The organism is Pseudomonas sp. 13B_2.1_Bac1 (assembly GCF_025466155.1).
GTDB lineage: Bacteria > Pseudomonadota > Gammaproteobacteria > Pseudomonadales > Pseudomonadaceae > Aquipseudomonas > Aquipseudomonas aylmerensis.
Genome location: NZ_JANLOH010000113.1, coordinates 145,458 through 171,371 on the forward strand (window position 1 = coordinate 145,458; position 25,914 = coordinate 171,371).

Here is a 25,914-nt window from a genome sequence, read left to right on the forward strand (position 1 = left end):
TAGAAAGGGACGGCTTACTTCATGCATCGATCTTTATCGTTACGTGCCGTGGTTTGTTTGAGTACGCTCCTGCCTGCAACGATGCTGTATGCAGCGCCGGACGCCGATATTGAATCGCTGAAACAGGAACTGCTGGAGCTCAAGCAACGCTACGAAGTGCAACAAAAGGCATTGGCGGTATTGGAACAAAGGGTGCGACAGGTAGAAGACCAGCCCGCGACGCCTGCGCCCAAGCGCTTGGCCAAGTCGCCCGCCGACTTCAGTAAAAGTACCACCGTGGCCGGTGCGCCCGGCGTCGGTGCCGCGGCGGCATCGGGCGGTGCCGGCGGCGGCAGTTCCTATGGGCAAAGCCTCAAGGACGACTCGGCCCCCGCCCAGAGCGTGAGCAACCTGTACAACGAGGCCAGTGGTTTCTTCGGCAACGGCAAGTTCAGCTTCGAGACCGGCATCACCTATGCCCGCTACGACGCCCGTCAGCTGTCCCTCAACGGCTTCCTGGCGCTGGATTCGATTTTCCTCGGCAACATCAACCTCGACCGGATCAAGTCCGACAGTTGGACCCTGGACCTCACCGGGCGCTACAACCTGGACAATCGCTGGCAATTCGACCTGAACGTGCCGGTGGTGTACCGCGAGTCGACCTACCAGTCCGGCGGCGCCGGCGGCAACTCGAATGCCACCTCGGAAGGAACGGTGACCCGCGACCCGACCATTGGCGACGTCAACTTCGGCATTGCCTACAAATTCCTCGACGAAAGCGCCAGCCTGCCGGATGCGGTGGTGTCGGTGCGCGTCAAGGCGCCTACCGGGCAAGATCCGTATGGCATCAAGCTGATCGAACAACCGGGCAACGACAACCTCGCCGTGCCGGAAAGCCTGCCGACGGGCAACGGTGTGTGGTCGGTGACGCCGGGCATCTCCCTGGTCAAGACCTTCGACCCGGCCGTGCTGTTCGGTTCGTTGTCCTATACCCACAACTTCGAGGACTCGTTCAGCGATATCAGCCCGAACGTCAACCAGAAAATCCCCGGCAAGATCAGCCTGGGTGACAGCTTCCAACTCGGCGTGGGTGTCGCCTTCGCCCTCAACGAAAAGATGAGTATGTCGTTCTCCGTCTCCGACCTGGTGCAACGCAAGAGCAAGGTCAAGCAGAGCGGCCAGGACTGGCAATCGGTGGTCTCCAGCGACGCCAACGCCGGCTACTTCAACGTGGGCATGACGATTGCCGCCTCGGACAACCTGACGATCGTGCCGAACCTGTCGATCGGCATGACGGACGATGCGCCGGACTTTACCTTCAGCCTGAAATTCCCGTACTACTTCTAAGCACACCATCGCCGGCAAGGGATGGAAAACCCACAAGGAAAAGCCCCGCAACGATAAGGGTCGTTGCGGGGCTTTTCGGTTTACCCGCCCTAGCGGATCTGGTGTTTGTGCAGCAACCGGTAGAACGTGGGCCGGGAAACCCCCAGCACGCGGGCCGCGACACTCAGGTTGTCGCTGTGCCGGTTGAGCACATCGCACAGCGCCTGACGCTCGGCGCGGTGCTTATAGTCTTCCAGTGTAGCCATCGGCAACGAAATTGCCTGTTCACCCTGCAATCCCAGATCAACGGCCTCGATCTGCCGCCCTTCCGCCAGCACCAGGCCACGACGCACGCGGTTGGCCAGCTCGCGGACATTGCCCGGCCAAGGGTGCTGCCCCATCGCTACCAGCGCGTCTTCACTGAAGCTGCGCGGGCGACGTCCGGTTTCCTGGCTGTAGAAGCGTGAAAAATGATTGGCCAGCATCGCCACGTCGCCATGCCGTTCACGCAGCGGCGCAGTGACCACTTGCAACACATTCAGCCGGTAATACAAATCTTCGCGGAAGGTGCCCTTCTCGACCGCGGCCTCAAGATCGACGTGCGTGGCGGCCAGCACCCGCACATCCACCGCAATCGGCTGGCTGCCACCGACTCGCTCGATCTGTTTTTCCTGCAGGAAACGCAGCAAATTGGCTTGCAGCTCCATCGGCAGGTCGCCGATTTCATCGAGGAACAAGGTGCCACCGTTGGCCGCCTCGATACGCCCGACCTTGCGTTGGTGGGCGCCGGTGAACGCGCCCTTCTCATGGCCGAACAATTCCGATTGGATCAGGTGTTCCGGGATCGCCCCGCAATTGATCGCGACAAACGGCTTGGCGTGACGCTGCGATTGACGGTGCAGGGTCTTGGCCACCAGCTCCTTGCCGGTGCCGCTGTCCCCACGGATCAGCACGGGAGATTCGGTCGGCGCCAGCTTGGAGAGCAATTTGCGCAACTCGCGGATGGGTCGGCTGTCGCCCAGCAATTCGTGCTCCGGCTCATCCACCTGGGTGTGGCCTTTGCCACGCAGGCGCGCCATGCCGAAGGCGCGGCCCAGGGTCACCTGTACGCGTGCGACATCGAAGGGCAAGGTATGGAAGTCAAAAAACCATTCGCAGACAAAGTCTCCGACATTCTGCAGGCGCAATACGTCCTGGCTGAGCACCGCAATCCACTCGGTGCCGCTGCGGCCGATCAGCTCCTTGACCGCCTCGGGGCGCTCCAGGTGATAGGGCTGCAAACGTAACAGCCCGACGTCACAGGACCGATCGCCGACGGACTCCAAGGCACAGCTGTCGACCTCCCACCCGGCCGTACGCAAGCCGGGCAGTAGCCCGTGACAATCGTCACACGGGTCGACCACAAGCAAACGGCGCTGCACGGGTGTAACAATCATGACTATTCCTTGGCGTCAAAATTGTTAAAGTTATTTTAAAACAACGGTTTGTGACGCTTGGGGCTAACACTAGCAAGGTCTTGACGCGGCGCTTGGACCGTTTTGCTATAAGTCTGGGCAAAAAGCCACTTACCGGTATCTGCCGGCAAAAAGTTGCGCGCCGTGGAAACTTTCATTCAGCTTTCAAAACAGCCGCTTACATGACGTTAATCAGGGAAAGTTAAAAAATCTTGCTCTAGCATGTGACCCGTACCCCGTCATCGTGCATCAGTACAAGTAACCCGCCGTTTGGCTCGCCCAACCAACGGCATTCACTTGAATGGGCAATGAGAGAGAAGACCCACATGAACGCCCCGCTCCGCATCAACGAAGCTCTTTTGATCGCAGACCGTGCTTTCCAGCCCTTTCAGTGCGTGGCCTGGCACGATGGCAACGGCGCCCTCAGCCTGAGCGTCATCGACCGCACCAACACCCGTATTGGCAGCAAACAATTGTCGTCGAGTGCATATACCGACCCGGCGCAATTGGAAAACCTGTTGTTACAGGCCCGCGCCGAACTCGATAAAGACGGCCACCAGTTGCAATCCTGGGCGATGCCGAAGTAAGTCGAGAGTAACTTGCGCTCATTAACGGTGTAACACACCCTTCATGAGCGCAAGTTCAGCCCTTATTGCGCGGCCAGAATAAACCGTTCAATGGCTTCGGCCGCACCGTCGTCAATATTGCTGCCAGTCACCACACTGGCTTGGCGCTTGACGGCTTCTTCTGCCTGGCCCATGGCAATCGACAACCCGGCCACTTGAAACATGGCCGGATCATTGCCGCCATCGCCGATGGCCGCCGTCTGCTCCAGGGGCACACCCAGGTGCGCGGCCAGGGTCTTGAGCGCCTCGCCCTTGTTGGCCAGCATGGCCGTCACGTCGAGGTACACCGGCTGCGACCGTGACACATGGGCCAGCCCTTGCACCTTGGGCTGCAACTGCGCTTCCAGTTCAACCAGCAACTGCGTGTTGTGACTGGCAGCGACAATCTTGTCGACCCGGTCCAGATACGGCTCAAAACTCTCCACCACCACGGGCCCATAGCCCAGGCCGTCAGCTTCGCGCTGCTCCATCGGCCCTGGCGAGTCACGGCGCAGCCAGTCGCCGTCGGCGAACACCCAGACTTCCACGTCCGGCTCGCTCGAAAACAGCGCCAGGGTCACCAGCGCCGCCTCCGCCGGCAGATGGTGGGCCACCAGGATGCTGCCATCCGGGTTGATCAGCGTACCGCCATTGAAGCCCGCCACCGGCACATCGATGCCAAAGGTCTCGATCAATTGCAGCATGGCCTTGGGCGGTCGCCCGCTGGCCAGGCTGAAATGAACGCCGGCGTCCCGCAACGCGCGCACCGCATCGGCGGTGCGCTGGCTCAGGCTGTGGTCGGGGTGCAGCAAAGTGCCGTCGACGTCACTGAGGATAAAACGGATGGGATGAATCGCGGCATCACTCATCCGAGGCTGTGCCAGGCGTGGCCATCACGGGCCAGCAACGCATCGGCGGCTGCCGGGCCGTCTTCGCCTGCCTTGTAGGTCTGGATCCCGTCATCTTCCTTCCACGCATCGAGGAAAGGCTGCACCGCACGCCAGCCGTTCTCGATGTTGTCGGCACGCTGGAACAAGGTCTGGTCACCAGTCATGCAGTCATAGATCAGGGTTTCGTAGCCTGTCGACGGTTGCATCTCGAAGAAGTCCTTGTAGGCAAAACCCAGCTGGATGTTGGCCATGTCCAGGGCCGGCCCAGGCTTTTTCGCCAACAGGTCGAACCACATGCCTTCATTGGGCTGGATCTGGATCTTCAGGTAAGTGGGCTTGAGCTCATCGACCTCGGTGTCACGGAACTGCGCATACGGCGCCGGCTTGAAGCAGATCACGATTTCAGTATCGCGCACGCTCATGCGCTTGCCGGTACGCAGGTAGAACGGCACGCCGACCCAGCGCCAGTTGTCGATCATCACCTTGAGGGCGACGAAAGTCTCGGTGCTGCTGTCAGGGGCAACGTTGGCCTCTTCGCGGTAGCCGGGCAGCGACTTGCCGCCGATTTCGCCGGCGGTGTACTGGCCGCGCACCGAGTTGGCCCGGGCTTCCTCGAGCGACCAGGGACGTACCGCGCCGATCACCTTGGCCTTCTCACCGCGCACCGCATCGGCGCCAAACGCCGCCGGCGGTTCCATGGCGACCATCGCCAGCAACTGGAACAAGTGATTGGGCACCATGTCGCGCAGGGTCCCGGTTTTTTCGAAGAAATTGCCCCGGGTCTCGACGCCGACGGTTTCGGCAGCGGTGATCTGCACGTGGTCGATGTAATGGTTGTTCCAGAACGCTTCGAACAGCACGTTGGAGAAACGGCTGATCAAGATGTTCTGCACCGTCTCCTTGCCCAGGTAATGGTCGATGCGATAGATCTGCTTCTCGCTCATCACCTTGAGCAGGCTGGCGTTCAGCGCTTCGGCGGTGGCGAGGTCGGAGCCGAAGGGCTTTTCGATCACGACGCGGCGAAAGCTGTCTTCGGTTTCGGTCAACAGGCCGGCACTGCCCAGGCGCTGCACCACATCACTGAAGAAGCGCGGTGCGGTGGCCAGGTAGAACACCGCATTGCCGGTGCCACTGTCGGCAATTTTCTTGCCGATGTCGGCGTAGGTGCTGTCGTCGAGAAAATCCCCCTCGACGTAGCTGATGCCCTTGGCCAGTTGCGCCCACAGTTGCGGGTCGAGGGCATTATCGCCATTGCCCTTGACCTTGCTGGCGGCCTCGGTGCGAATGAAATCCTCGAGCTTCTTGGCGAAGTCGGCATCGCTGATGGCGTTGTGATCAACGCCGACGATGCGCAAGCCGTCGCCCAGCAACCCGTCGCGACTGAGGTTGTACAGCGCCGGCATCAGCAGGCGCTTGACCAGGTCGCCATGGGCGCCAAACAGAAACAAAGTGGTGGGTGGAGCGGGTTCGGCCTTGGTTTTTTTGCCGTTGGCGGTCATTTTTTGGAAGTCTCCACGTGACCACCAAAGCCGAAGCGCATGGCAGACAGCATCTTGTCACCGTATGTGCTCTGCTGGCGCGAGCGAAAGCGGGCGAACAGCGAGGTGGACAGTACCGGCACCGGCACCGCTTGTTCCATGGCCGCTTCGATGGTCCAGCGACCTTCACCACTGTCGGCCACGGAGCCGGAGTAGCCGTCGAGTTTCGGGTCGGTTGCCAGGGCATCGGCGGTCAGGTCCAGCAGCCACGACGACACCACGCTGCCACGGCGCCAGACCTCGGCGATATCGGCGACGTTGAGGTCGAAACGCTGGTCTTCCGGCAGGTTTTCCGAGTTCTTGGTCTTGAGAATGTCAAAACCTTCGGCGAACGCCTGCATCATCCCGTACTCGATGCCGTTGTGGATCATCTTGACGAAATGCCCGGAACCCGCAGGGCCGGCATGGATGTAGCCGTGCTCGGCGCGGCTGTCGGCGCTGGCGGAACGGTCCTTTGTCCGCGGGATGTTGCCCAGGCCCGGCGCCAGGCTGGCGAAGATCGGGTCGAGGCGCTGCACGGTCTCGGCGTCGCCGCCAATCATCATGCAATAGCCACGTTCCAGGCCCCAGACGCCGCCGGAGGTGCCGACGTCGACATAGTGCAGGCCCTTTTCCGACAAGGCCTTGGCACGACGCACGTCATCCTTGTAGTTGGTGTTGCCGCCGTCGATGATCACGTCACCGTCTTCCAGCAGCTCGCTCAATTCATTGATGGTGTTTTCGGTAGGGTCGCCTGCCGGCAACATCACCCAGATCGCGCGCGGCTTCTGCAGCCCGGCGACCAAGGCTTTCAAGTCGGCAACGCCGGTGGCGCCCTCCTCGCTCAACCCTTTGACAAATGCTTCGTTACGGTCGTAAACAACGGTGGTATGCCCATTGAGCATCAGGCGCCGTGCAATATTCCCGCCCATGCGGCCTAGTCCGATAATCCCCAGTTGCATGTGCTGATGCTCCTAACTGCTAAATAAATGTGTGACATAGTTTATAGCGCAATGAGGCTAATGAGGGTTAGTCCAGAGCGGATCCGTGTAGTTTCATGACAAAAAGTTGCCATCACTTCAGCATCACGACACAAAAAGTCACACGACCGCCAAAAATAAAAAAGTTCCATTGCCCGCAAAAAGAATTCAGAATTGTCCCGACTGCTGCCGAGAACCTCGACTCAAGCGTTCTGGCACACCGCGACACACCGGCTATTTGCGAGGTAAGCAATGAGCACTGCACAGATGACCCGTCCTCCACAGACCCTCTACGTCTCTATCCGTCGCGACGAGCTGCGCCAGTTGAAAGACGAACGCGAGCTGCTGCAGCAGGAAGTCATGCGCCTGCGTGCGCACATCATTCAAGCTCAGCTGGATCAGCCTGCTGGCGCACAGCCTGCGCTCTGCTAAGCCCGGTCATCGCTTTGTAAGATAACCGCTACAAAAATCTCACAAAGTTTTCACACGCCGCTCCCGATACTCCCGCCCGAACGGCCACCCCATTCCAGGGTGGCCTCTGTTGCGCGCAGCCCTGCGCGTCGACTGCAGCATTATCGGGTTGGAGCGCTGGATGGCTATGTTCAAACGCAGCACTAAGTCTGCGAAAGGCTTTGATTGGGCCGGCCTTGCCTGGCTTTTCGTGTTTTTCTGGTACTTCTCGGGTATTACCCAACTGCTGATCCAACTCAGCGGCACCTCCGGCTTCAGCGGCTTTCGCCAAGCCTTCTTCATGAGCGCGATCTGGCTCGCCCCCCTGCTGATTTTCCCGCGCCGTACTCGCTCGCTTGCTGCCCTCATCGGTGTGGTGCTGTGGGCCTGCTCCATGGCCAGCCTGGGCTATTTCTTTATCTACCAGCAGGAATTTTCCCAAAGCGTCATCTTCATCATGTTCGAGTCGAACATCTCTGAAGCCGGCGAGTACGCCACCCAGTATTTCGCCTGGTGGATTGTGCTGGCGTTCATTGCCCATACCGCCGTGGCGGTTTTCCTCTGGACCCGCCTGCGCCCGGTGTACCTGCCGCGCGGCCAGGCGCTGCTCGCGGCGACGGCGATCCTGGTGGGCATCGTCGGTTACCCGCTGGTCAAGCAGATCGCCCGCAGCGACACCCTGGACGACGCCATCGACCGCTTCGAATCGCGCATCGAACCCGCCGTGCCGTGGCAGATGATCGTGGCCTACCGCCGCTACACCGAGCAACTGGACAACATGCAGGGCATGCTCGACAGCGCGAGCCAGATCCCGCCACTGACCAACCTCAAGGACACCATGGCCGGCCAGCCCTCGACCCTGGTGCTGGTGATCGGCGAGTCCACCAACCGCCAGCGCATGAGCCTCTACGGCTACCCGCGCAACACCACCCCGGAGCTGGACAAGCTGCGCGATCAACTGGCGGTGTTCAACAACGTCATCACCCCGCGCCCCTACACCATCGAGGCGCTGCAACAGGTGCTGACATTTGCCGACGAGGAAAACCCGGACCTGTACCTCAAGACCCCGTCGATCGTCAGCGTGATGAAACAGGCCGGCTACAAGACCTACTGGATCACCAACCAGCAGACCATGACCAAGCGCAACACCATGCTCACGACCTTTTCCGAGCAGGCCGACGAGCAGGTGTACCTGAACAACAACCGCAACCAGAACGCCCGCCAATATGACGGCGACGTGCTCGCGCCGTTCTCCAAGGCCCTGGCCGACCCGGCCGAACGCAAGTTCATCGTGGTGCACTTGCTCGGCACCCACATGAGCTACCAGTACCGCTACCCGCCGACGTTCGACAAATTCACCGATCGCCAGGGCGTACCGGCCGGCATCAGCGACGATCAACTGCCGACCTACAATAGCTACGACAACGCGGTGCTGTACAACGACTTCGTGGTGTCGAGCCTGATCAAGGACTACGCCAAGACCGATCCCAATGGCTTTTTGCTGTACCTGTCGGACCACGGCGAAGATGTCTTCGATTCGGCTGGCCACGACACCCTGGGGCGTAACGAAGGCAAGCCGACGGCGCCGATGTACACCATTCCGTTCATGGCCTACGCCTCGCCAAAATGGCGTGAGAGCCACGACTGGAGCTTCGCAGGCGACTTGCAGCGCCCTTACAGCAGCTCGCAGTTGATCCACACCTGGGCCGACCTGGCCGGGCTGAGCTTCAAGGAACTGGACCGCAGCAAAAGCCTGGTCAGCGACAGCTTCAAGCCACGCCCGTTGATGATTGGCAACCCGTACCTGCGCCAGCAAAAGCCGCTGATCGACTTCAGCCTGATCAAGCCGAAAAAGGTCAATCCCACGGATGTGGTCCTGCAGGAATCCTCAGGCTTGTAACAGAAAGATAACAATCATTCTCGTTTAAGCCTAAAGTTCACCGCCTCCTTTCGTCTTTGAGCCAAGGCCTTCCCTTTCCGGGGTGGCCGCAAAGACGACAAGGAGTCTGCCGCGATGATCGCGCCTTTTACCCGTTTCCATGACCTTCACGCTCGGCCTGTTCAGCGTGGCTATGAGCCCGGACCTGTGGGCTGAAACCGACCCCGAGCCAAACAAGACCCTCGAACTGGGCGCAACCAGCATCACCGCTGAAGGCCTGGGCGCCACCACCGAGCACACCGGCGCCTACACCACCGGCTCGATGAGCACCGCCACCCGCCTGAACCTCTCCGTCAAGGAAACCCCGCAGTCGATCTCGGTGATCACCCGCCAGCAGATGGACGACTTCAACCTCAACACCTTGACCGAAGTACTGCGCCAGACCACCGGGGTCAACGTGCAGCACAATGACTCCGACCGAGTGTCGTATACCTCCCGCGGCTATAGCATCACCAATTTCCAGATCGACGGGATGCTCAATACGTTCGGCTACATGAAGACCGACGGCGACACCATCATCTACGACCACATTGAAGTGGTGCGCGGCGCCACAGGTTTGACCACCGGCGCCGGCGACCCTTCCGCCACCGTCAATATGGTGCGCAAACGCCCTACCGCCCACTGGCAGGCGAAAACCGGGATCAGCGGCGGCAGCCATGACAACTACTACAGCTACGTGGATGTGGGCGGCCCGCTGGCATTCGACGGCAAGCTGCGCGGGCGCAGCGTGCTGGCCTATCGCGACAGTCAATCGTTCCGTGACCATTACGCGCTGCAGCGCGCGGTCGGTTACGGGATTCTCGAAGGCGACCTGTCGGAAGATACCGTGCTCGCCGTAGGCTTCGATTACCAAGACAAGGAAGTCCAAGGCACCTCATGGGGCACCGTGCCGTACTGGAACAGCCAGGGCGGCAAGGCCAAGCTGCCGCGCTCGACCAACATGGCGGCGCACTGGAGCTCCTGGCCGCTGACCGACAAGACCGCCTTCGCCACGCTCGACCATCGCCTGGGCGGCGACTGGCACGTGAAGGCCGCCTACACCCATCGCCAGAGCGACACGGACGGCAAGGTGTACTACGGTGGCGCGGGCTTCCCCAACGACGATCGCAGCGGGATGCAGGCGTGGGCGAGCCACATGCGCGGCACCTCGAAGATGGAGGCGATCGACCTCAACCTGGCCGGCAGCTATGCGCTGCTCGGCCGCGAACACGCGCTGATGATGGGCTATGGCGAGGCGGCGCAGCGCGATGCCTCGCCCTTCATACGCAGGGGTACCACGCCTGACGGCTACAACACGATTGATGACTGGAAATACATGGGCGGGATCGGCAAGTTCCCCGACACCGTCACCGACCTCAAGGGCGAACACGGCAGCAAGGAACAGAAGGCCGGCTACCTGGCCACGCGCCTGAGCCTGACCGACCGCCTGCATGCAGTACTGGGCAGTCGCTATGGCAGCTGGCAGCAGAAAAGCGCCACGCCTGAGTACGACGCCAATGACCAGCTGACCGTAGCCGGCAAGACCTCCCAGACTCACAATGATATGTGGACGCCCTACGCCGGGCTGCTCTATGACATAACGCCGGTGTACACCGTGTACGCCAGCTACACCGATATCTTCAAGCCGCAAGGCCTGCGCGATGCCAACAAGAAGTACCTGGAACCGGTGGTGGGCAGCAACTATGAGGTCGGCCTCAAGGGCAGCCTGCTGCAAGAGCGCCTGAACGTGGCGGCGGCCTATTTCTGGAGCACCCAGGACAACGTCGCCGAGCGGGACTACTCCGTCGCGCCGAACCCGGTCACCGGCGAGGAGTTCTACAAGTCGGGCGGCAAAGGCAACAAGGTCAACGGCTTTGAGCTGGAGGTCGCCGGCGAAGTCATGCCCGATTGGAACCTGACGGCAGGCTACACCTATACCCACTCGGTGAACGGCACGGACAAGCGCAACAACACCGGCCAGCCCTTGAACCTGCTGAAGGTGTCCAGCGCCTACCGGCTACCGGGCGCGTGGCGCAAGCTGACGGTGGGCGGCGGCGTGAACTGGCAGAGTGAGATTTATGATTTCAGCAACCGGCCAACCGGCGAGCGCGATGGCCGAGGTAACTTGATCACCACCCGGGCGAAAATCACGCAACAGGCCTACACCGTGATCAACCTGATGTCGCGTTATCAATTCGACGACCATGTTTCGGCGTCGCTTAATATCAACAACGTATTTGATAAAAAATATTACGAAAGAGTCGGCTTTTATAATGGCGTTTACTGGGGCGACCCGCGCGCCGTCACCCTCGCGCTGGATTGCCGGCTTTAACCGTGGAATCCAACATTAACGAAATCGTTAACTTTGCATCAGCGTCACGTTAACTCCCACTTAATAAGATCGCTGCATAGTCGCTCCATGAATCTGATCAAGGAGCGACCGGATGCCGATCACTCTTAACGGGAACACTGCCATGAAACTCTCCACCCTGATACTCGCCAGCCTGATGACCCTGACCTCCGCCGCGGCCTTTGCCGAAGGCGGCTCGGAGCGCTCGAAGGAGTTTTACAACAACTTCACCTTCATGCAGCAAAAGACCCACGGCACCACCGAACAAACCGCCTCTGCCGACGGCAAGGACTTCAAGAAAGTAACGGCAGAACAATCCACCGACGAGAAACAACCGAACAGCTGATTCAACCGTACTCTCCTTTGTCATTCCGCTCCTGTGACCAAGGCTAACTTGGCGCCATTTAATGGCGCCTTTTTTTTGCCTGTTGGTTATTACAGCGCCTTGCTCCAGAACAACATGCGGCCATACGCCGGATCAAACTTCGAATCATCAAAGCCAAACTTGCGGTACGCCGACTGAGCCACCGCATTGCCCTCAAGCACCTCCAGGGTGATCTTGCAGCAGCCCCGCTGGCGGGCAATTTCCTCGACCTTCTGCAGCATTTTCTGACTCAGCCCCAGGCCACGAAACGCGCTCATCACCGCCACATCATGGACGTTGACCAGCGGGCGGCAGGCGAACGTGGAAAACCCTTCAAAGCAATTCACCAGGCCCGCGGGCTCACCGCCGACAAACGCCAGCACACTGAACGCATGGGGACGCTTGGCCAGTTCAGCCGGCAGCTGCTCCAACAGGTCGGCGGACAGGCTATGGCCGCCGCCCATTGGGTCTTCGGCGTAATGGTTGAGCACACGGCCAATGGCGTCGGCGTGCACGGGGTTGGTGTAGCTGGCTTGCAGCACCAGGATATCCGGGGTTTCCATTGCCTTCCTCGATCGCGACTACAAGGGAATCGTCTCCCTTTGGAGGTCACGATTGTAAGCGTGGCGTCGGCTCCAGATGAAGGAGATTAACTACAAATCTGCGCCTGAAAGTGCGAAGACTCTGCGATTAAAAAAGCCCAATCCGTCAGTTGCGCGAGATTTTCGTACAGGCGTTAGCCAAAGCGCTGCAGCTGCATTTCCTGCAACCGGCTCAGGGTACGACGGAAGGGAAACGCCAGGTAGCCTTCGGTGTACAGGCTTTCCAGCGGCACTCGGGCCTCAATGAACAACGGCACCTTGCGGTCGTAACACTCGTCGACCAAGGCGATGAAGCGGCGCACGCTGTCATCGTGCACCGACAACTGCGGCAACTCACGATCACCGGCGACCACGCGCTCGGCGCCATCTTCGGTGCCACGGGCAATGCGCCCCGGACGCGTCTGCGCGCTCAGGTTGGGCACCTCGCCCAGCAGGATCACCTTGAAGCGATCGCAGAGCAGCATGAAGTCCATCGCCGCCAGGGGCTGCTCGCACAGGTCGGCATAGCGACACCAGAGCACACGGTCACTGAACTGCACCGTCGCGATGCTGCGGTGGCCGACAGACACTGGCCCGCTGTGCACCGCCTGCCCTGCGGCCAGTTGGTTGAATACGCCGGCCAATGCATCGGGCTGATTCACCCAGTAGCGCTGCAGGCCAACCCCTGGGTGCAGGCGATGATCCTCGGCGCCCGCCACCGCGACCACCTGCAGGTGCTGCTTGAGTGCCGCGATACCCGGCAGGAATCGGTCCCGGTTGAAGCCGTCGGCGTACAACTGGTCGGGCGGCTGGTTGGAGGTGCAGACCATCACCACGCCCTCCTCGAACATCACCTGGAACAGGCGGCCGAGAATGATGGCATCACCGATGTCATTGACGAACAACTCGTCGAAGCACAACACCCGCACGTCCCGGCTCAGTTCGCGTGCCAGCGCCTGCAGCGGATCGTGGGTGCCGGTGAGCTGGAACAGGCGCTGGTGCACCCAGCCCATGAAATGATGAAAGTGCTGACGCCGCGCCGGCACCCGCAACGTTTGGTAGAACTGGTCCATCAACCAGGTCTTGCCACGGCCCACCGGCCCCCACAGGTAAACCCCCTGGACCGGCGCGCGGCCTTGATGCAGCGCCGTATGGCAGGCTTGCAGGGCGTCCACCGCACGGCGCTGGGCAGCGTCGACGACGAAACCCTGCTGGGTGATGGCGTGTTGGTAGGCAGTCAGCAGCGAGTCGAAAGTCATGCCCGCCAGTATGACTTACAGCGAGATATCCAGCCGCAAAATCTTGCCCTGCTCATTCAGGCGAAAGGTGTAGCGCAGCTCCAACGGGCTGCCGGGGAAATTGCCCGAGACCACATTGCTGACCAGTACTTTGCCGGTGCGATGCTGCACCTTGAGCACTTCGACCCGCGGCTGGTAGCGCCGCCCGGTGTCCTCCATCCAGCGTGCAATGGCAGCGCTGCCGACTTGGTGCTGGCCTTCGTCGAAGACATTCGCGTCGTCGGCAAAACACTGGGTGATGGCTGCGGTGTCGCGGGAATTGGTCGCCGCGATATAGGCCGCGATGGCCGGGGCCAATTCAGGCATGGACATGGCAAAGCTCCTTTTTGAGTGGTTGTAGGGCCATGCTAAGCCAGGGTTGTGTCAGTTTTTGTCAGGAGTGAACGGACCTTTTTCATGCGACTCCATCAGCTTGCGCCAAGCCCGCAGCCAGTCACTGCGTCGCCCCGGATAGCGCCCGCCGCTCTCGCGAGCGCTGGCCACGCGATCGGTGCGAAAGGTCCGATAGGCGCCACGCAATTCACACCAGGCCACGATCACCCGCACCTCATTGAGAAAGCCCAGGGCCAGCGGCCAGATCAGGCGCTCGCTGTGGGTCTGGCTGGCATCGGCGTAATCGATCTGCAGCTTGGCCTGGTGGCTGATGGCCTCGCGAAACACATCCAGCGGCACGCGGTTCTCCGGGTAACCGAATCCGGGTGGCCCCGGCAGTAAAGTGGGGTTGCGCAGCGCCTCCTGGGCGGCCGGGTCGAGCACGTCGGCGATTTTCGCCAGGGCATTGGCGGCGGCGCGGCTGAGCACATCGTCGCCACGCTGGTCCACATACCGCAGGCCCAGCACGATGGCCTCGGTTTCCTCGGCGTTGAGCATCAACGGTGGCAGGAACAACCCGCTGCGCAGCACGTAGCCGACCCCCGCCTCGCCGAAAATCGGCGCGCCCAGCGCGGTCAATTCGGCAATATCGCGATACAGCGTGCGCTCGGACACCTCCAACTGCGCCGCCAGCACAGCAGCGGTTACCGGGCGCTTCTTGCCCCGCAGGGCCTGCAACAAGGTCAGTAGACGAGTGGTGCGCGACACGTTGATCCCACCGAACAAACAAAAGTGCCGCAGCTTACCAGAGCCCCCTGTCAGGAAATGTCAGCAGTAAAAAGCCTCTTGACCGTATAAATTATCCCGATCATATTAAATACATGTTTCCAAACATGTAAGACACATCACTGCCTCTGGAGTCCTTGTATGCGCAATAAAGTCTTTGGCCGCCGTAGCGGTCTGCAGGTATCTGAACTGGCCCTGGGCACCGGTAATTTCGGCACGGGCTGGGGCCATGGCGCCGAGCGCGATGAAGCCAAGGCGATCTTCGATGGCTACCTTGAAGCCGGTGGCAACTTCCTCGATACCGCCAACGGCTACCAGTTCGGCCAGGCCGAAAAGCTGCTGGGGGAATTCATCGCCAGCGAGCGCGACAACCTGGTGGTGGCCACCAAGTACACCCTGCGCACCCAACCGTCCGATGAGGGCACGATCCGGCTCGGCAACAACCGCAAGAACCTGGTGCGCGCGGTCGAAGAAAGCCTCAAGCGCTTGAACACCGACCACATCGACCTGCTCTGGGCGCACATGAGCGACAACGTCACGCCCATGGAAGAGATCCTGCGCGGCTTCGACGACCTGGTGCGCGCCGGCAAGATCCACTATGCCGGCCTGTCCAACTTCCCGGCCTGGCGCATTGCCCGCGCCGACCTGCTGGCCGAAGTGCGCAACTTTGCGCCGATCATCGGCATCCAGGTGGAATACAGCCTGGTCGAGCGCACCGCCGACCGCGAGCTGCTGCCGATGGCCGAGGCGCTGGGCCTGGGTGCCACATTGTGGTCGCCGTTGGGCGGAGGCTTCCTGACCGGCAAGTACCGAGAAAGCCAAGGCGACACCCGCGCCAGCAAAATGGGGATTCTGGTCCACGCAGAAAAAAGCGCGCGCGAAACCGCCGTGCTCGACACCCTGCTGGCCGTCGCCGCTGAACTCGACGCCACCCCGACCCACGTCGCCATCGCCTGGCTGCGCGAAAAGGCGCGACGCTCGACCACGGCATTGATCCCGATCCTCGGCTCGCGCACGCGCGCGCAACTGGACGCCACCCTGGGCGCACTGAGCGTGCACCTTTCGGCCGAACAGGTCACCCGCCTGGACATCGCCAGCGCCATCCCGCTGGGCGTGCCGCACGGCATCATTGCCGAGCGTTTCCCTGTCGATATCGGCGCGGATACACCTCGACCACCGGTAATTTGAAGCAAAAAAAAACGGCCTATACAGGCCGTTTTTTTTATTCAGGCGATTCAGGCAAGGCTCTTGCTGACCACCTCGAACACATCACTCGACAACTCACCCGAGCCACGAATGCGCTCCAGCTCCGCCTTCATCAGCGCCTGGCGCGCGCTGTCGTATTTACGCCAGCGCGTCAGTGGCGCCAGCTGGCGCGAAGCGATTTGTGGGTTGAAGCCGTTCAGTTGGATAACCAGGTCCGCCAGGAAGCGATAACCCGAACCGTCCGCCGCGTGGAAGTTGATCAGGTTCTGCCCGGCAAAAGCGCCGATCAGCGCGCGCACCTTGTTCGGGTTCTTGAGGTTGAACGCCGGGTGCTCCATCAACGCCTTGACCCGTGCCAGCCCGCCCGGCAACGTGCTGCCGGCCTGTACGCTGAACCACTGGTCCATGACCAATGGGTTGCCCTTGAAGTTCTCCGCGAACACCGCCAGCGCCTGGGCTTTTTCCGCTTCGAACGGCGAGTTCACCAGCACTGCCAGTGCGGTGAGGCGTTCGGTCATGTTGTCGCTGGTGTCGAACTGATCCAGCGTCGCCGCCAGGACTTCTGGCTTGCCGCTGAGCATCAGGTACGACAACGCGATGTTCTGCAGGGCACGACGGGCGAAGTGCTCGGCGGCCGCGACATACGGCGTCTGCTTGGATAGCTCGCGATTGGCCTGGTAACGCAGCCACAACCCTTCGAACAGATGGTCGGCCAGTTGCTTGCGGGCAAATTCGCGCGCGGCGTGGATCGCATCGACATCCGCCACCTCGCTGATTTCCGTCAGGTAGGCCTCACTCGGCAGCGAGAGCATCTCGGCGACCATGGCCTGGTCCAGGGATTCATCGCTCAAGACAGTGCGCAACGCGTCGATCAGGCGTTGGTCCAGCTTCAGCGGCTGGCCCGCCTGGTGCTGGCCGATCAGTTCCTGCAGCACCTGCACCGACAGTTGCTGGCCGGCATCCCAGCGGTTGAAGCCGTCGCTGTCGTGCTGCATCAGGAACATCAGCTGGTCGCGATTGTACGGGAAGCTCAGCTTCACCGGCGCCGAGAAGCCACGCAACAGCGAAGGCAACGGCTGTTCGGCGATATCGACGAAGGTGAATGTCTGCTCGGCTTCGGTCACCGAGATCACGCGGGACGTGGCGCCAGCCGTCGCTTCACCGGCCAGGCGCAAGGCGATACCGGCACCCTTGGCGTCCAGCAGGCCCAGCTCCACCGGAATCACAAACGGCAGCTTCTCGACCTTGTCCGGGGTTTGCGGGCAGCTCTGGCGGAACGTCAGGCTGTAGGTCCTGGCCGCGGCGTCGTAGGACTCGCTCACCGCCAGGCGTGGCGTGCCTGCCTGGCTGTACCAGCGCTTGAACTGGCTGAGGTCCGCGCCGTTGGCGTCTTCCATGGCCTTGATGAAGTCGTCGCAGGTCACGGCCTGGCCGTCATGGCGTTCGAAATAGAGGTCGCTGCCTTTGCGGAAGCCTTCCGCGCCGAGCAAGGTGTGGATCATGCCGACCACTTCCGAGCCCTTTTCGTACACGGTCAAGGTGTAGAAGTTGGAGATCTCGATAAAGCTGTCCGGGCGTACCGCGTGGGCCATGGGGCCGGCGTCTTCGGCGAACTGGTGGGTCCGCAGGTACGCCACGTCCTGGATGCGCTTGACCGTGGCCGAGTTCATGTCGGCCGAGAAACCCGAGTCACGGAACACGGTGAAGCCTTCCTTGAGCGACAGCTGGAACCAGTCACGGCAGGTCACGCGGTTGCCCGACCAGTTGTGGAAGTATTCGTGGGCGACGATCGCCTCGACCCGCTGGTGCGCGGCGTCGGTGGCGGTTTCGGCGCGGGCCAGCACGGCACTGGAGTTGAAGATGTTGAGGCCCTTGTTCTCCATGGCCCCCATGTTGAAATCGTTCACGGCGACGATCATGAAGATATCGAGGTCGTACTCACGGCCGTAGGTTTCTTCGTCCCAGCGCATGGATTTTTTCAGGCTGGTCATGGCGTGCTGGCACTTGTCGATATTTTCCGGCTCGACATAGATGCGCAGCGCCACTTCACGCTGGGTCATGGTGGTGAAGCTGTCTTCGACGCACCACAGGTCACCGGCCACCAGGGCGAACAGGTACGCCGGCTTCTTGAACGGGTCTTCCCAGGTCGCCCAGTGACGACCGTCCTCACCAGGGCCGCTGGCAATCGGGTTGCCGTTGGACAGCAGGATCGGATAGCGATGTTGCTCGGCGATCACCGTGGTGGTGAAGGTGCTCATCACGTCCGGGCGGTCGAGGTAGTAGGTGATCTTGCGGAAGCCTTCGGCCTCGCACTGGGTGCAGAACATGCTGCCGGATTTGTACAGGCCTTCCAGCGCGGTGTTGGTTTCCGGGTGGATGCGCACGCTGGTGTCGACGGTGAAGGTTTCGCGGGTCGGGTGCAGCGTGAGGTGGCTGTCGGTCAGTTGGTAATCAGCGGCCGTCAGTTCCTGGTCGCCGAGGTTGACGGTCAGCAACTCCAGTTGCTGGCCATCGAGCACCAGCGGCGGCAAGCCGGCGCCACGCGCAGGGTTGCGGCGCATCACCAGCTGCGCGTGGACCAGGCTGTGGTCCTCGAACAACTCGAAGGTCAGGTGCGTCTCTTCGATCAGGTAGTCCGGCGCCTGATAGTCCTTCAGGTAAATCATCTTCGGTTGTTCGGTGCGCATGGATGGCATCCTTCTACTGATGCACGGCGAGCTGGTAGGCCGTGTACTTACGAATATTGATAACGCCGGTGTCGAAGATCAGGTATTGGCCCTTGATCCCCAGCAGCGTGCCTTCGGCAATCGGGTTCTTGTCCAGGTTGAAGCTGACAATCTTGGTCGGATACTGCTCGACCGGGTAGCGGATTTCGATCGGCTCGATGTCGGCAATCGTTTGGATGGCCTGTAGGCCAAAGCGTTCCTGCAACGTCACCAGGCCTTCGGCGCAGGCTGCGAACAGCTCATCGCGCACGTGCTTGAGGTCCACCGACTGCGCATCGCCCTTGAGCAGCGCTCGCCAGTTGGTTTTGTCGGCCACTTGGCTGCGGAACAGGTCCTCGACAAAGCCGGACTGCTGGCGAGTGGCAACGCGCATGATCGGCAGCGCCTGGCTCGCGCCCTGGTCCAGCCAGCGGGTAGGCAATTGGGTGGCGCGAGTGATGCCGACCTTGATCCCCGACGAGTTGGCCAGGTACACCACGTGGTCGGTCATGCAGAACTGCTCGCCCCAGCTCGGATCGCGGCAGGTGCCAGCGTCGTAATGGCAACGCTCGGGGCTCATGATGCACAGGTCACACTGGGCCAGCTTGGTCATGCACGGGTAGCAATACCCCTGGCTGAAGCTGGTCTTGGTCTTGCGGCCGCAATGGCTGCAATGGATGGCACCGAGGTATTCCAGGCGCACGTGAGTACCGATCAGCGGGTTGACCGGCACCTCGACATCGCCCAGGCGAAACGCGTATTGAACGGTCGGCTCACCGAGTTGCGCCGACATCTTGCTGACTGCACCGCGACCAATTTCAATCAATGGATCGCATCCGACTTGAACAGGATGTTCGGCACCGGTGCCGACTTGGAGGCGCACTCCTGCGGGCCCATGTAGCCGGTGCGCTGGTCTTCCGGCAGGTTCTGGATTTCCCAGGCGATCACCGCCTGCAGGGACAGCTCGCGCTGCTCGGCGGTGAGCTTGCGGCCATCGGACCACTTGCCGATTTCCACCGCGAGCTTGAGGCTCTCGTAGATATCGGGGGTGATGTTTTCGATCATTTCAGCAAAAGAGGACATAAGGCTCTTCCTTATCAAAGAGAGGATTTGCGACGGTTGTACAACCCGCCGAGCAAACCGGTAAGGCAACCGATGACCAGGCCGCCGACATGGGCAGCGTTGGCGATTTCGCCGAAGCCGATCATCGAGACCAACCCCGACAGGCACAGCACCAGCCATACCAGCATCATCACCAGCACCCCACGGGGCAAGCGATAGGCCGGATTGGGCGACAATAATTGAAAGATCCAGCAATGCCCGAGCAAGCCATACAACACGCCGGACAACCCACCAAACAGGCCGGGGCCACCGTAGGCGTATTGAGCGTAGTTGGAGACCAGACTGAACAACAGGGTCAAGCCGAGCAGGTTGATGCTGCCCTGGCGCACTTCGATGCGCCGGCCCAGCTCCCAGTACCACATGCCATTCATGGCCAGGTGCAGGATGCCGAAGTGGATCAGCATCGGCGTGACCAACCGCCACCATTGCCCTGAAGCCAACATGTCGGCGAACGGGGTGAACTGGATGTACTCGCCCATCACCCGAAACGGCAGGAACGTCAGCCAGCTCATGGCTTGCAGGTTCTCACCCAGCAAGGTCACCGCGCCCACGATGATGCTCGCCAACAGCACCAGCGCCGTTACCGGGCTGTGGCGCACTTGCTGGATAAAACCGGGGCGCGAAACCGGCGCCTGCTCGGGAATATCCAGTTGCTGGTCGGGATCGCCGGCGGGAAAGCGTTGGTACAACACACGCACGTCTTCACTGATGGTTTCCGGAACCCACAACACTTGCTCACCCGCCTCTTCGCTGACGCGATGGGGCACTTGCATGCGTTGCAGCAATTTGACGAAACCACCCAGGTCGACGCTCAGGGGCAGGCGCAATACAGCCACGGTACTCATTTAATGACCTCAGGTCGCTCAACGTCGACCCAGACGAATTTACGCGGATCCAGTTGGGTTTCCTGGTCCAGGCGGTACGCCACCAACTTGCCGTACAGCACGGCGCTGTAGTCCAGGCAGGCCAGGTTCGGGCGGATCGGCGCCGGTTTGCCGCTGCGCCAGTAATGGCCGACGAACAGCAGGGGCTCGTCGACGCCATAGCGCAGCAGGGAATTTTTTTGCGTGGACGACAACGGGGTGCGCGCCACCGGCTCCGGCAAGGCGTCGGGCTGGAACACGATGTCGCCGTAGGTTTTCGGGTCGTCTTCCCAGAACTTGGTGCGAAAGAACGAACGCGTCAGCCCATCGCCGCCGGTCAGCGTGAGGCCATCGGGCAGGCGCATGTCGGTGCCGCGCAACAGGCGGTCGAAGGCATTGCAGGCAAAACTGCCGGGCACGGCGGCGGCCTGCAGGAAGTGCGGGTCGATGCAGCCGTCCGCGAAGGTCGCGCGCAGCGGTTGGATAAAGCCGTCATCCCAGCACGCATGCACCACGCGAAAACGCCCGGCATCGACAAACAGCGGCATGTCGTAGAACCAGCCGAGGAAGTCGTGCCAGTCGCCCGGGTGTTGCTCGAACTGGGTCAGGGTTTCCTGGATCAACCGCGCATGCCGCGGGTTGTGCTCGCGCACGAACTGCTTGCCACTGCCCGGCGGCGCCGGTGTGGTCCATCCCAGGGCATTGAACTCGTGGTTGCCCATGATGCACAGCGCCTGACCGGCCTCGGTCATGTCATGGACGATATGCAGCGCCTCGCGAATGCGCGGGCCACGGTCGATGATATCGCCGAGGAACACCGCCATGCGCGACGGGTGGCGCCAGGTACCCCCTTGCTTGTGGTAGCCCAACCGGTCGAGCAGGTGCTCAAGGGTGTGGGCGCAACCGTGCACGTCACCAATCAGGTCGTAGCTGCGCGCGGGATCGAGCATCAGTCGCCTCCACCCCCCAAGCGGCTGCCCCAGCCCAACTTGGTGCGGCACACTTCGTAGTAGTTGTGGTCCAGCGGATGGATCAAGCGCAACTTCTGCGCCTTCTTGCTCACGGTGATGGTGTCACCGGGGGCGCAAGTAAAATGGTTCTGCCCGTCGCAGGAGACTTGCGGGTATATCTGCATGTCTTTGGACACCACGATTTTCAGCTCACTGTTGCCATCGACCACGATTGGCCGGCTGGACAACATATGGGGGTACATCGGCACGATCACAATGGCATCCAGCTTGGGATGCATGATCGGGCCACCGGCCGACAGCGCGTAGGCCGTGGACCCGGTCGGCGTGGCGACGATCAGGCCGTCGGCCTTCTGGCTGCACACGAACTGGCCGTCGATATACAGCTCGAACTCGATCATCCGCGTGGATTTGCCGGGGTGCAGCACCACATCATTGAGCGCATCGCCCTGGCCGATGGCCTCGCCGTGGCGACGTACTTCGGCTTGCAGCAGGAAGCGGTTTTCCACCAGGTAATGGCCGTCGAGGACCTTGGCCACTTCGACTTCCAGCTCATCGGGACGGATATCGGTGAGGAACCCCAGGCTGCCACGGTTGATCCCCAGTACCGGCACGTTATGCCGCGCCAGGGCCCGGGCGGCGCCGAGCAGGCTGCCGTCGCCGCCGACCACGATGACCATGTCGCACACTTCGCCGAGCATCTTGCGGGAGGAAGTCTGCAGGCCGTGGCCGGGGAGAATCTCGGCAATGGTGTCTTCGAGGATCACATGCAGGTGGCGTTCCAGCAGGAATTTTTTCAGCCGGCGGACGGTGTCCAACACCTGGGTACTGCCCAGGCGACCGATAATGCCGATATTGCGAAATTGCTCCATGGGGCTCCTGCGGGATTTGGGGTGTGGCAAAAAAGAAACGATTATGGGCGAAAGGCCGCCTGAGGCAAAATCCTTTGTCGCCGTGAAGCCTTGATGACAACGGTTCTCAGCCACCTGCGCGGCGGTTAAAAGGCTATGCTCGGACTCATGACTGTGTTCCCGGATTTGCAAAACCTGCCCCGCCAACTGCGCCACCCCGAGGTGCGCGACCTGGCGTGGGTGATGCTCGCCCCGCCGATGCTGGCGCAGACGCCGTGGCCGCAGCGCCACCCGCTGGCCGGCAGCGACTGGGTGCAAGCGCCCGAGCGGCTTGAACACTGGCTACGCACACTCGACCGCGACAGCAGCGCCTTGCAGCACTGGCTGAGCCTGTCGCGCACGCGCCGCCTGGGCCTCTACTACGAACGCCTGTGGCAGTTCGCCGTGCAGCATGCGCCGGGCGTCGAGCTGCTGGCCGCCAACCTGCCGATCCGACGCGCCGGGCACACCTTGGGCGAACTCGACATGCTGCTGCGCGACCGTGAGGGCGTGCACCACCTGGAACTGGCGATCAAGCTCTATCTCGGCCCCCAGCACGGCAACGGCGAGGACACTGCGCAGTGGCTCGGCCCGGGCTGCCATGACCGGTTGGATCGCAAGCTGGCGCACCTGGCCCAGCATCAACTGCCGATTTCGGCGCGGCCGGAAAGCCGTGACGCGCTGGGCGCCTTGGATATCCAGCAGTTCGACGCGCATTTGTGGCTCGGGGGGTATTTGCTCTATCCCTGGCCGGGCCAGGCGGAGCCGCCCCGAGGGGCCCATCCGCAGCATTTGCGCGGGCGCTGGTTGCATCAGCGTGACTGGCAGGAGTTTGTCCGCACCACCCCGCCTGGGCGCTGGCAGCCCCTGCCCCGGCACGCATGGCTGGCACCCGCGCATTACCGCGCGGATGAGGTGTGGAGCGCGGAACAAATGCAGGGCTGGCTCGCGGAGTTGGAGCCGATGGCACCGGCGCAGCTACTGGTGCGTATGGTGCAAGTCGGTGAGGATTGGGAGGAAGCCGAGCGATTGTTCCTGGTGGCTGATTTGTGGCCAAACGTGCCGGGCAGCACCTGATGATTTTTGCGGGGTGGCTGATGGCCTCTTCGCGAGCAAGCCCGCTCCCACATTTGGAGCGGGTTGGCTGGGTGAGGTTTTGGGACGGCCTTGAGGGCCCCATCGCAGGCAAGCCAGCTCCCACATTTGGAGCGTATTTCAGGCTGGTTATTGGGTTTGCTGGGGGCGGTTTCGGGGCGGGTTCAAGGGACCCATTGCAGGCAAGCCAGCTCCTACACTTGGAGCGTATTCCAGACTGGTTATTGGGTTGGCTGTGAGGGTTTCGGGCAGGCTTGAGGGGTCCATCGCGGGCAAGCCAGGCCTACATTTCAAGCGCGCCGCATATTAATGTGGGAGCTGGCTTGCCTGCGAAAGCAATAGTCCAGGCACTACAACTTATCGATATGCCGATATTCCAGCTGCAACTCGGCCGCCAGTTCCTGCGCGCGCCCCAATCGGATCGGCCCTCGCTCGATATCCACCAACAGCCCCGGACACTCCAGCAACGGTAGCCCGGCAATCGTCTTGAGTCGCCCATCGGTGATCACCAGCAAGCGCTGCTGCTCGGTCGGATAGCGCTCGCGCCGTTCCGCCAACCAATGCCCCGCCTCGGTCAACGCCGCCAGCAACGGCGTACCGCCACCCGCGCCCAGCTGTTCGAGCCAGCCCGCCAGGCTTTTCGCCGCCTTGAGCCCCTGCACCTGCCATGCGGGCGATTGTCCGCTGGCCGTCAGCAACGCCATGCGCGCCCGTTGCCGATAAGCGTCATCAAACAATTGCGCCAGTAAGCCTTTGGCGTCGGTCAATGCACGATGCCGGCGGGTAGACGCCGAAGCATCGACGATCACCAGCCACAATTCATGCGCCGAACGGCTGCGCAGGTGGTAGCGCAAGTCTTCACGCGATTGCGGTCGGCCACCGAGCAAAGTGCCCGGCCAGTTGACCGCGCCCTGCTTCGCGCTGCGCGCCTTGCCCTGCCTGCCTCTGTCCAGTCGCCCCGCGGTGGGACGGGCATCCGCCCCCGCGTCAGGTCGGGGGCGGATGCCTAGGGCTTTTTTGGCCAGCTGGGCACGTCTCGGCGGGCGCCCGTGGGCAGGGCCGGTGCGGGCATATCGCCCCACTGGCCTTGGCCAGGCGAGGTATCCGACGGCTTGGGCGCCTGGCCTTCAGGCGGCGGGCTGGCCGCTGGGGATTGCGCTTGGCGACGATGGCGCAAGGCAAATTCCGCCACCGCGTCTATATCGTCCTCGGCAATCGCGGTCGCCCCGCGCCACGCCGCGTGGGCCCTGGCGCCGCGCAGCCAGACCAGATCAGCGCGCAAGCCATCGACACCCGCAGCGAAGCAGCGCTCGGTGATCTGCGCCAAGGCCTGATCATCCAGCGCGATGCTCTCCAGCCGCGCCCGCGCCTGGGTGCAGCGCTCACGCAACGCGGCCTGCTGCTCGGCCCACTGCGTGCAAAACGCCGCCGGGTCACTGTCGAAATCCAGACGACGGCGGATGATTTGACCACGCTCGGCCGGCAACGTCTGCCCGCTCAACGCCACATTGAAACCGAAGCGATCCAGCAACTGCGGCCGCAACTCGCCCTCCTCCGGGTTCATCGTGCCGATCAGCACAAACCGCGCCGAATGCCGGTGGGAAATACCGTCGCGTTCGATCAGGTTGGTGCCGCTGGCGGCGACGTCCAGCAACAGGTCGACCAGGTGATCGGGCAGCAAGTTGACTTCATCGACATACAGCACGCCCCCGTCGGCCTTGGCCAGCACGCCGGGGGAAAACTGCGCGCGGCCTTCACCCAGCGCAGCGTCTAGGTCCAAAGTGCCGACCAGACGTTCTTCGGTGGCGCCCAACGGCAAGGTGACAAACTGCCCGCTGGCCAGAAAGTCGGCCAGGCCGCGCGCCAGGGTCGACTTGGCCATGCCGCGCGGGCCTTCGATCAGCACACCGCCAATCTTCGGGTCGATCGCAGTCAGGCACAGCGCCAGCTTCAAGTCATCGGCGCCGACCACGGCGGACAGCGGAAAATGGGGAATATCAGTCATGCCTATTTCTCGTTAAATTCTGCCGCACAGGCGGTTTCCTGTGGTGGTCGAGCGTGTTGTGACCAGTAGGCCTCTTGTCAGCCAGTGGGCTTGTTGTGACCAGCAGCCCCCCCGTCAGCCAGTGAACTTGTTGTAACTAGCAGGCCCCTGTCAGCCAGTGGGCTTGTTGTAACTAGCAGGACCCTCTCAGCCAGTGGGCTTTTTTGTGGCGAGCGGGCTTGCCCCGCGTTGGGCTGCGCAGCAGCCCCAT

At 61.8% G+C, this 25,914-nt stretch carries 23 protein-coding genes and 1 pseudogene; 8 read left to right on the plus strand and 16 right to left on the minus strand.

What is annotated here, in order from left to right:
* The first annotated feature begins 21 nt into the window (after positions 1-21).
* Positions 22-1,326 carry a hypothetical protein gene (locus tag NTD80_RS29505; RefSeq protein ID WP_262135777.1) on the plus strand — a complete coding sequence of 435 codons (1,305 nt, stop codon included), beginning with the start codon at positions 22-24 and terminating at the stop codon, positions 1,324-1,326.
* Positions 1,327-1,415: 89 nt separating this feature from the next.
* Here the strand turns inward: NTD80_RS29505 and NTD80_RS29510 are convergent, their stop codons facing one another.
* Complete coding sequence (locus NTD80_RS29510; RefSeq protein WP_065906501.1) at positions 1,416-2,741, minus strand: sigma-54 dependent transcriptional regulator; 1,326 nt, start codon at positions 2,739-2,741, stop codon at positions 1,416-1,418.
* Positions 2,742-3,085: 344 nt separating this feature from the next.
* Here NTD80_RS29510 and NTD80_RS29515 point away from each other — a divergent pair, with 344 nt between their 5' ends.
* Entirely contained in the window at positions 3,086-3,346 is a 261-nt protein-coding gene (locus NTD80_RS29515) for a hypothetical protein (RefSeq protein WP_065906499.1), read from the plus strand.
* 62 nt (positions 3,347-3,408) lie between these two features.
* Here NTD80_RS29515 and NTD80_RS29520 read toward each other — a convergent pair whose 3' ends face one another.
* From NTD80_RS29520 to gnd, 3 genes are read right to left on the minus strand one after another with little or no spacing between them, the layout of a single operon-like run.
* Positions 3,409-4,233 carry a Cof-type HAD-IIB family hydrolase gene (locus NTD80_RS29520; RefSeq protein WP_065906497.1) on the minus strand — a complete coding sequence of 275 codons (825 nt, stop codon included), beginning with the start codon at positions 4,231-4,233 and terminating at the stop codon, positions 3,409-3,411.
* Positions 4,230-5,753, minus strand: a complete 1,524-nt coding sequence (gene zwf / locus NTD80_RS29525; protein WP_065906496.1) for a glucose-6-phosphate dehydrogenase — start codon at positions 5,751-5,753, stop codon at positions 4,230-4,232. Before zwf ends, NTD80_RS29520 begins: the two co-directional genes overlap by 4 nt.
* On the minus strand, positions 5,750-6,733 hold the full coding sequence (gene gnd / locus NTD80_RS29530) for a phosphogluconate dehydrogenase (NAD(+)-dependent, decarboxylating) (RefSeq protein WP_065906492.1): 984 nt from the start codon (positions 6,731-6,733) through the stop codon (positions 5,750-5,752). Before gnd ends, zwf begins: the two co-directional genes overlap by 4 nt.
* A 270-nt stretch (positions 6,734-7,003) precedes the next feature.
* Between gnd and NTD80_RS29535 the strand changes: the two genes are divergently transcribed.
* The 4 genes and pseudogenes from NTD80_RS29535 to NTD80_RS29550 all read left to right on the plus strand — a co-directional run bounded on the left by NTD80_RS29535 (position 7,004) and on the right by NTD80_RS29550 (position 11,815).
* Positions 7,004-7,183, plus strand: a complete 180-nt coding sequence (locus NTD80_RS29535; protein WP_256595109.1) for a DUF6026 family protein — start codon at positions 7,004-7,006, stop codon at positions 7,181-7,183.
* A gap of 160 nt (positions 7,184-7,343) precedes the next feature.
* The gene (locus NTD80_RS29540; protein WP_262135778.1) at positions 7,344-9,101 is read left to right on the plus strand and encodes a phosphoethanolamine transferase CptA; all 1,758 of its coding nucleotides are present in this window, start codon (positions 7,344-7,346) and stop codon (positions 9,099-9,101) included.
* Positions 9,102-9,215: 114 nt separating this feature from the next.
* Positions 9,216-11,451, plus strand: a pseudogene (locus tag NTD80_RS29545) (TonB-dependent siderophore receptor).
* A gap of 142 nt (positions 11,452-11,593) precedes the next feature.
* Positions 11,594-11,815: a hypothetical protein gene (locus NTD80_RS29550; protein ID WP_262135780.1), complete on the plus strand. Its 222-nt coding sequence runs from the start codon at positions 11,594-11,596 to the stop codon at positions 11,813-11,815.
* Positions 11,816-11,904: 89 nt separating this feature from the next.
* Here NTD80_RS29550 and NTD80_RS29555 read toward each other — a convergent pair whose 3' ends face one another.
* The 4 genes from NTD80_RS29555 to NTD80_RS29570 form a co-directional block, all read right to left on the minus strand.
* A complete protein-coding gene (locus NTD80_RS29555) occupies positions 11,905-12,396 on the minus strand; it encodes a GNAT family N-acetyltransferase (protein WP_065906481.1) in 492 nt (163 codons plus the stop codon).
* 173 nt (positions 12,397-12,569) lie between these two features.
* Positions 12,570-13,673, minus strand: a complete 1,104-nt coding sequence (gene zapE / locus NTD80_RS29560) for a cell division protein ZapE (protein WP_262135781.1) — start codon at positions 13,671-13,673, stop codon at positions 12,570-12,572.
* A gap of 15 nt (positions 13,674-13,688) precedes the next feature.
* Positions 13,689-14,024 carry a nuclear transport factor 2 family protein gene (locus NTD80_RS29565; protein WP_262135782.1) on the minus strand — a complete coding sequence of 112 codons (336 nt, stop codon included), beginning with the start codon at positions 14,022-14,024 and terminating at the stop codon, positions 13,689-13,691.
* A 51-nt stretch (positions 14,025-14,075) separates the two neighbouring features.
* Positions 14,076-14,792, minus strand: a complete 717-nt coding sequence (locus tag NTD80_RS29570) for a helix-turn-helix transcriptional regulator (RefSeq protein ID WP_262135783.1) — start codon at positions 14,790-14,792, stop codon at positions 14,076-14,078.
* A 159-nt stretch (positions 14,793-14,951) separates the two neighbouring features.
* Here NTD80_RS29570 and NTD80_RS29575 point away from each other — a divergent pair, with 159 nt between their 5' ends.
* The gene (locus tag NTD80_RS29575) at positions 14,952-15,998 is read left to right on the plus strand and encodes an aldo/keto reductase (RefSeq protein WP_262135784.1); all 1,047 of its coding nucleotides are present in this window, start codon (positions 14,952-14,954) and stop codon (positions 15,996-15,998) included.
* A gap of 47 nt (positions 15,999-16,045) precedes the next feature.
* Here NTD80_RS29575 and pepN read toward each other — a convergent pair whose 3' ends face one another.
* Genes pepN through NTD80_RS29605 form a run of 6 tightly spaced genes read right to left on the minus strand, consistent with a single transcriptional unit; the run spans position 16,046 to position 22,546 of the window.
* A complete protein-coding gene (pepN, locus tag NTD80_RS29580; protein WP_262135785.1) occupies positions 16,046-18,703 on the minus strand; it encodes an aminopeptidase N in 2,658 nt (885 codons plus the stop codon).
* Positions 18,704-18,716: 13 nt separating this feature from the next.
* A complete protein-coding gene (locus NTD80_RS29585; protein ID WP_106804170.1) occupies positions 18,717-19,547 on the minus strand; it encodes a DUF2797 domain-containing protein in 831 nt (276 codons plus the stop codon).
* Positions 19,544-19,804 carry a YeaC family protein gene (locus tag NTD80_RS29590; RefSeq protein ID WP_016972751.1) on the minus strand — a complete coding sequence of 87 codons (261 nt, stop codon included), beginning with the start codon at positions 19,802-19,804 and terminating at the stop codon, positions 19,544-19,546. The genes NTD80_RS29585 and NTD80_RS29590 overlap by 4 nt, the downstream gene beginning before the upstream one ends.
* Positions 19,805-19,818: 14 nt before the next feature.
* On the minus strand, positions 19,819-20,688 hold the full coding sequence (locus NTD80_RS29595) for a rhomboid family intramembrane serine protease (RefSeq protein WP_106804171.1): 870 nt from the start codon (positions 20,686-20,688) through the stop codon (positions 19,819-19,821).
* Positions 20,685-21,659, minus strand: a complete 975-nt coding sequence (locus NTD80_RS29600) for a metallophosphoesterase (RefSeq protein WP_371920703.1) — start codon at positions 21,657-21,659, stop codon at positions 20,685-20,687. Before NTD80_RS29600 ends, NTD80_RS29595 begins: the two co-directional genes overlap by 4 nt.
* On the minus strand, positions 21,656-22,546 hold the full coding sequence (locus tag NTD80_RS29605; RefSeq protein ID WP_003217892.1) for an NAD(+) kinase: 891 nt from the start codon (positions 22,544-22,546) through the stop codon (positions 21,656-21,658). Before NTD80_RS29605 ends, NTD80_RS29600 begins: the two co-directional genes overlap by 4 nt.
* Positions 22,547-22,693: 147 nt before the next feature.
* On the opposite strand from NTD80_RS29605, the gene NTD80_RS29610 reads away from it, so the two are divergent.
* Entirely contained in the window at positions 22,694-23,641 is a 948-nt protein-coding gene (locus NTD80_RS29610) for a DUF1853 family protein (RefSeq protein ID WP_262135789.1), read from the plus strand.
* Positions 23,642-24,009: 368 nt separating this feature from the next.
* Here the strand turns inward: NTD80_RS29610 and NTD80_RS29615 are convergent, their stop codons facing one another.
* Both NTD80_RS29615 and NTD80_RS29620 read right to left on the minus strand, forming a co-directional pair.
* Positions 24,010-24,612 carry a vWA domain-containing protein gene (locus tag NTD80_RS29615; RefSeq protein ID WP_262135790.1) on the minus strand — a complete coding sequence of 201 codons (603 nt, stop codon included), beginning with the start codon at positions 24,610-24,612 and terminating at the stop codon, positions 24,010-24,012.
* Positions 24,613-24,665: 53 nt separating this feature from the next.
* A complete protein-coding gene (locus NTD80_RS29620) occupies positions 24,666-25,664 on the minus strand; it encodes an ATP-binding protein (protein ID WP_262135786.1) in 999 nt (332 codons plus the stop codon).
* Between the last annotated feature and the right edge of the window lie 250 nt (positions 25,665-25,914).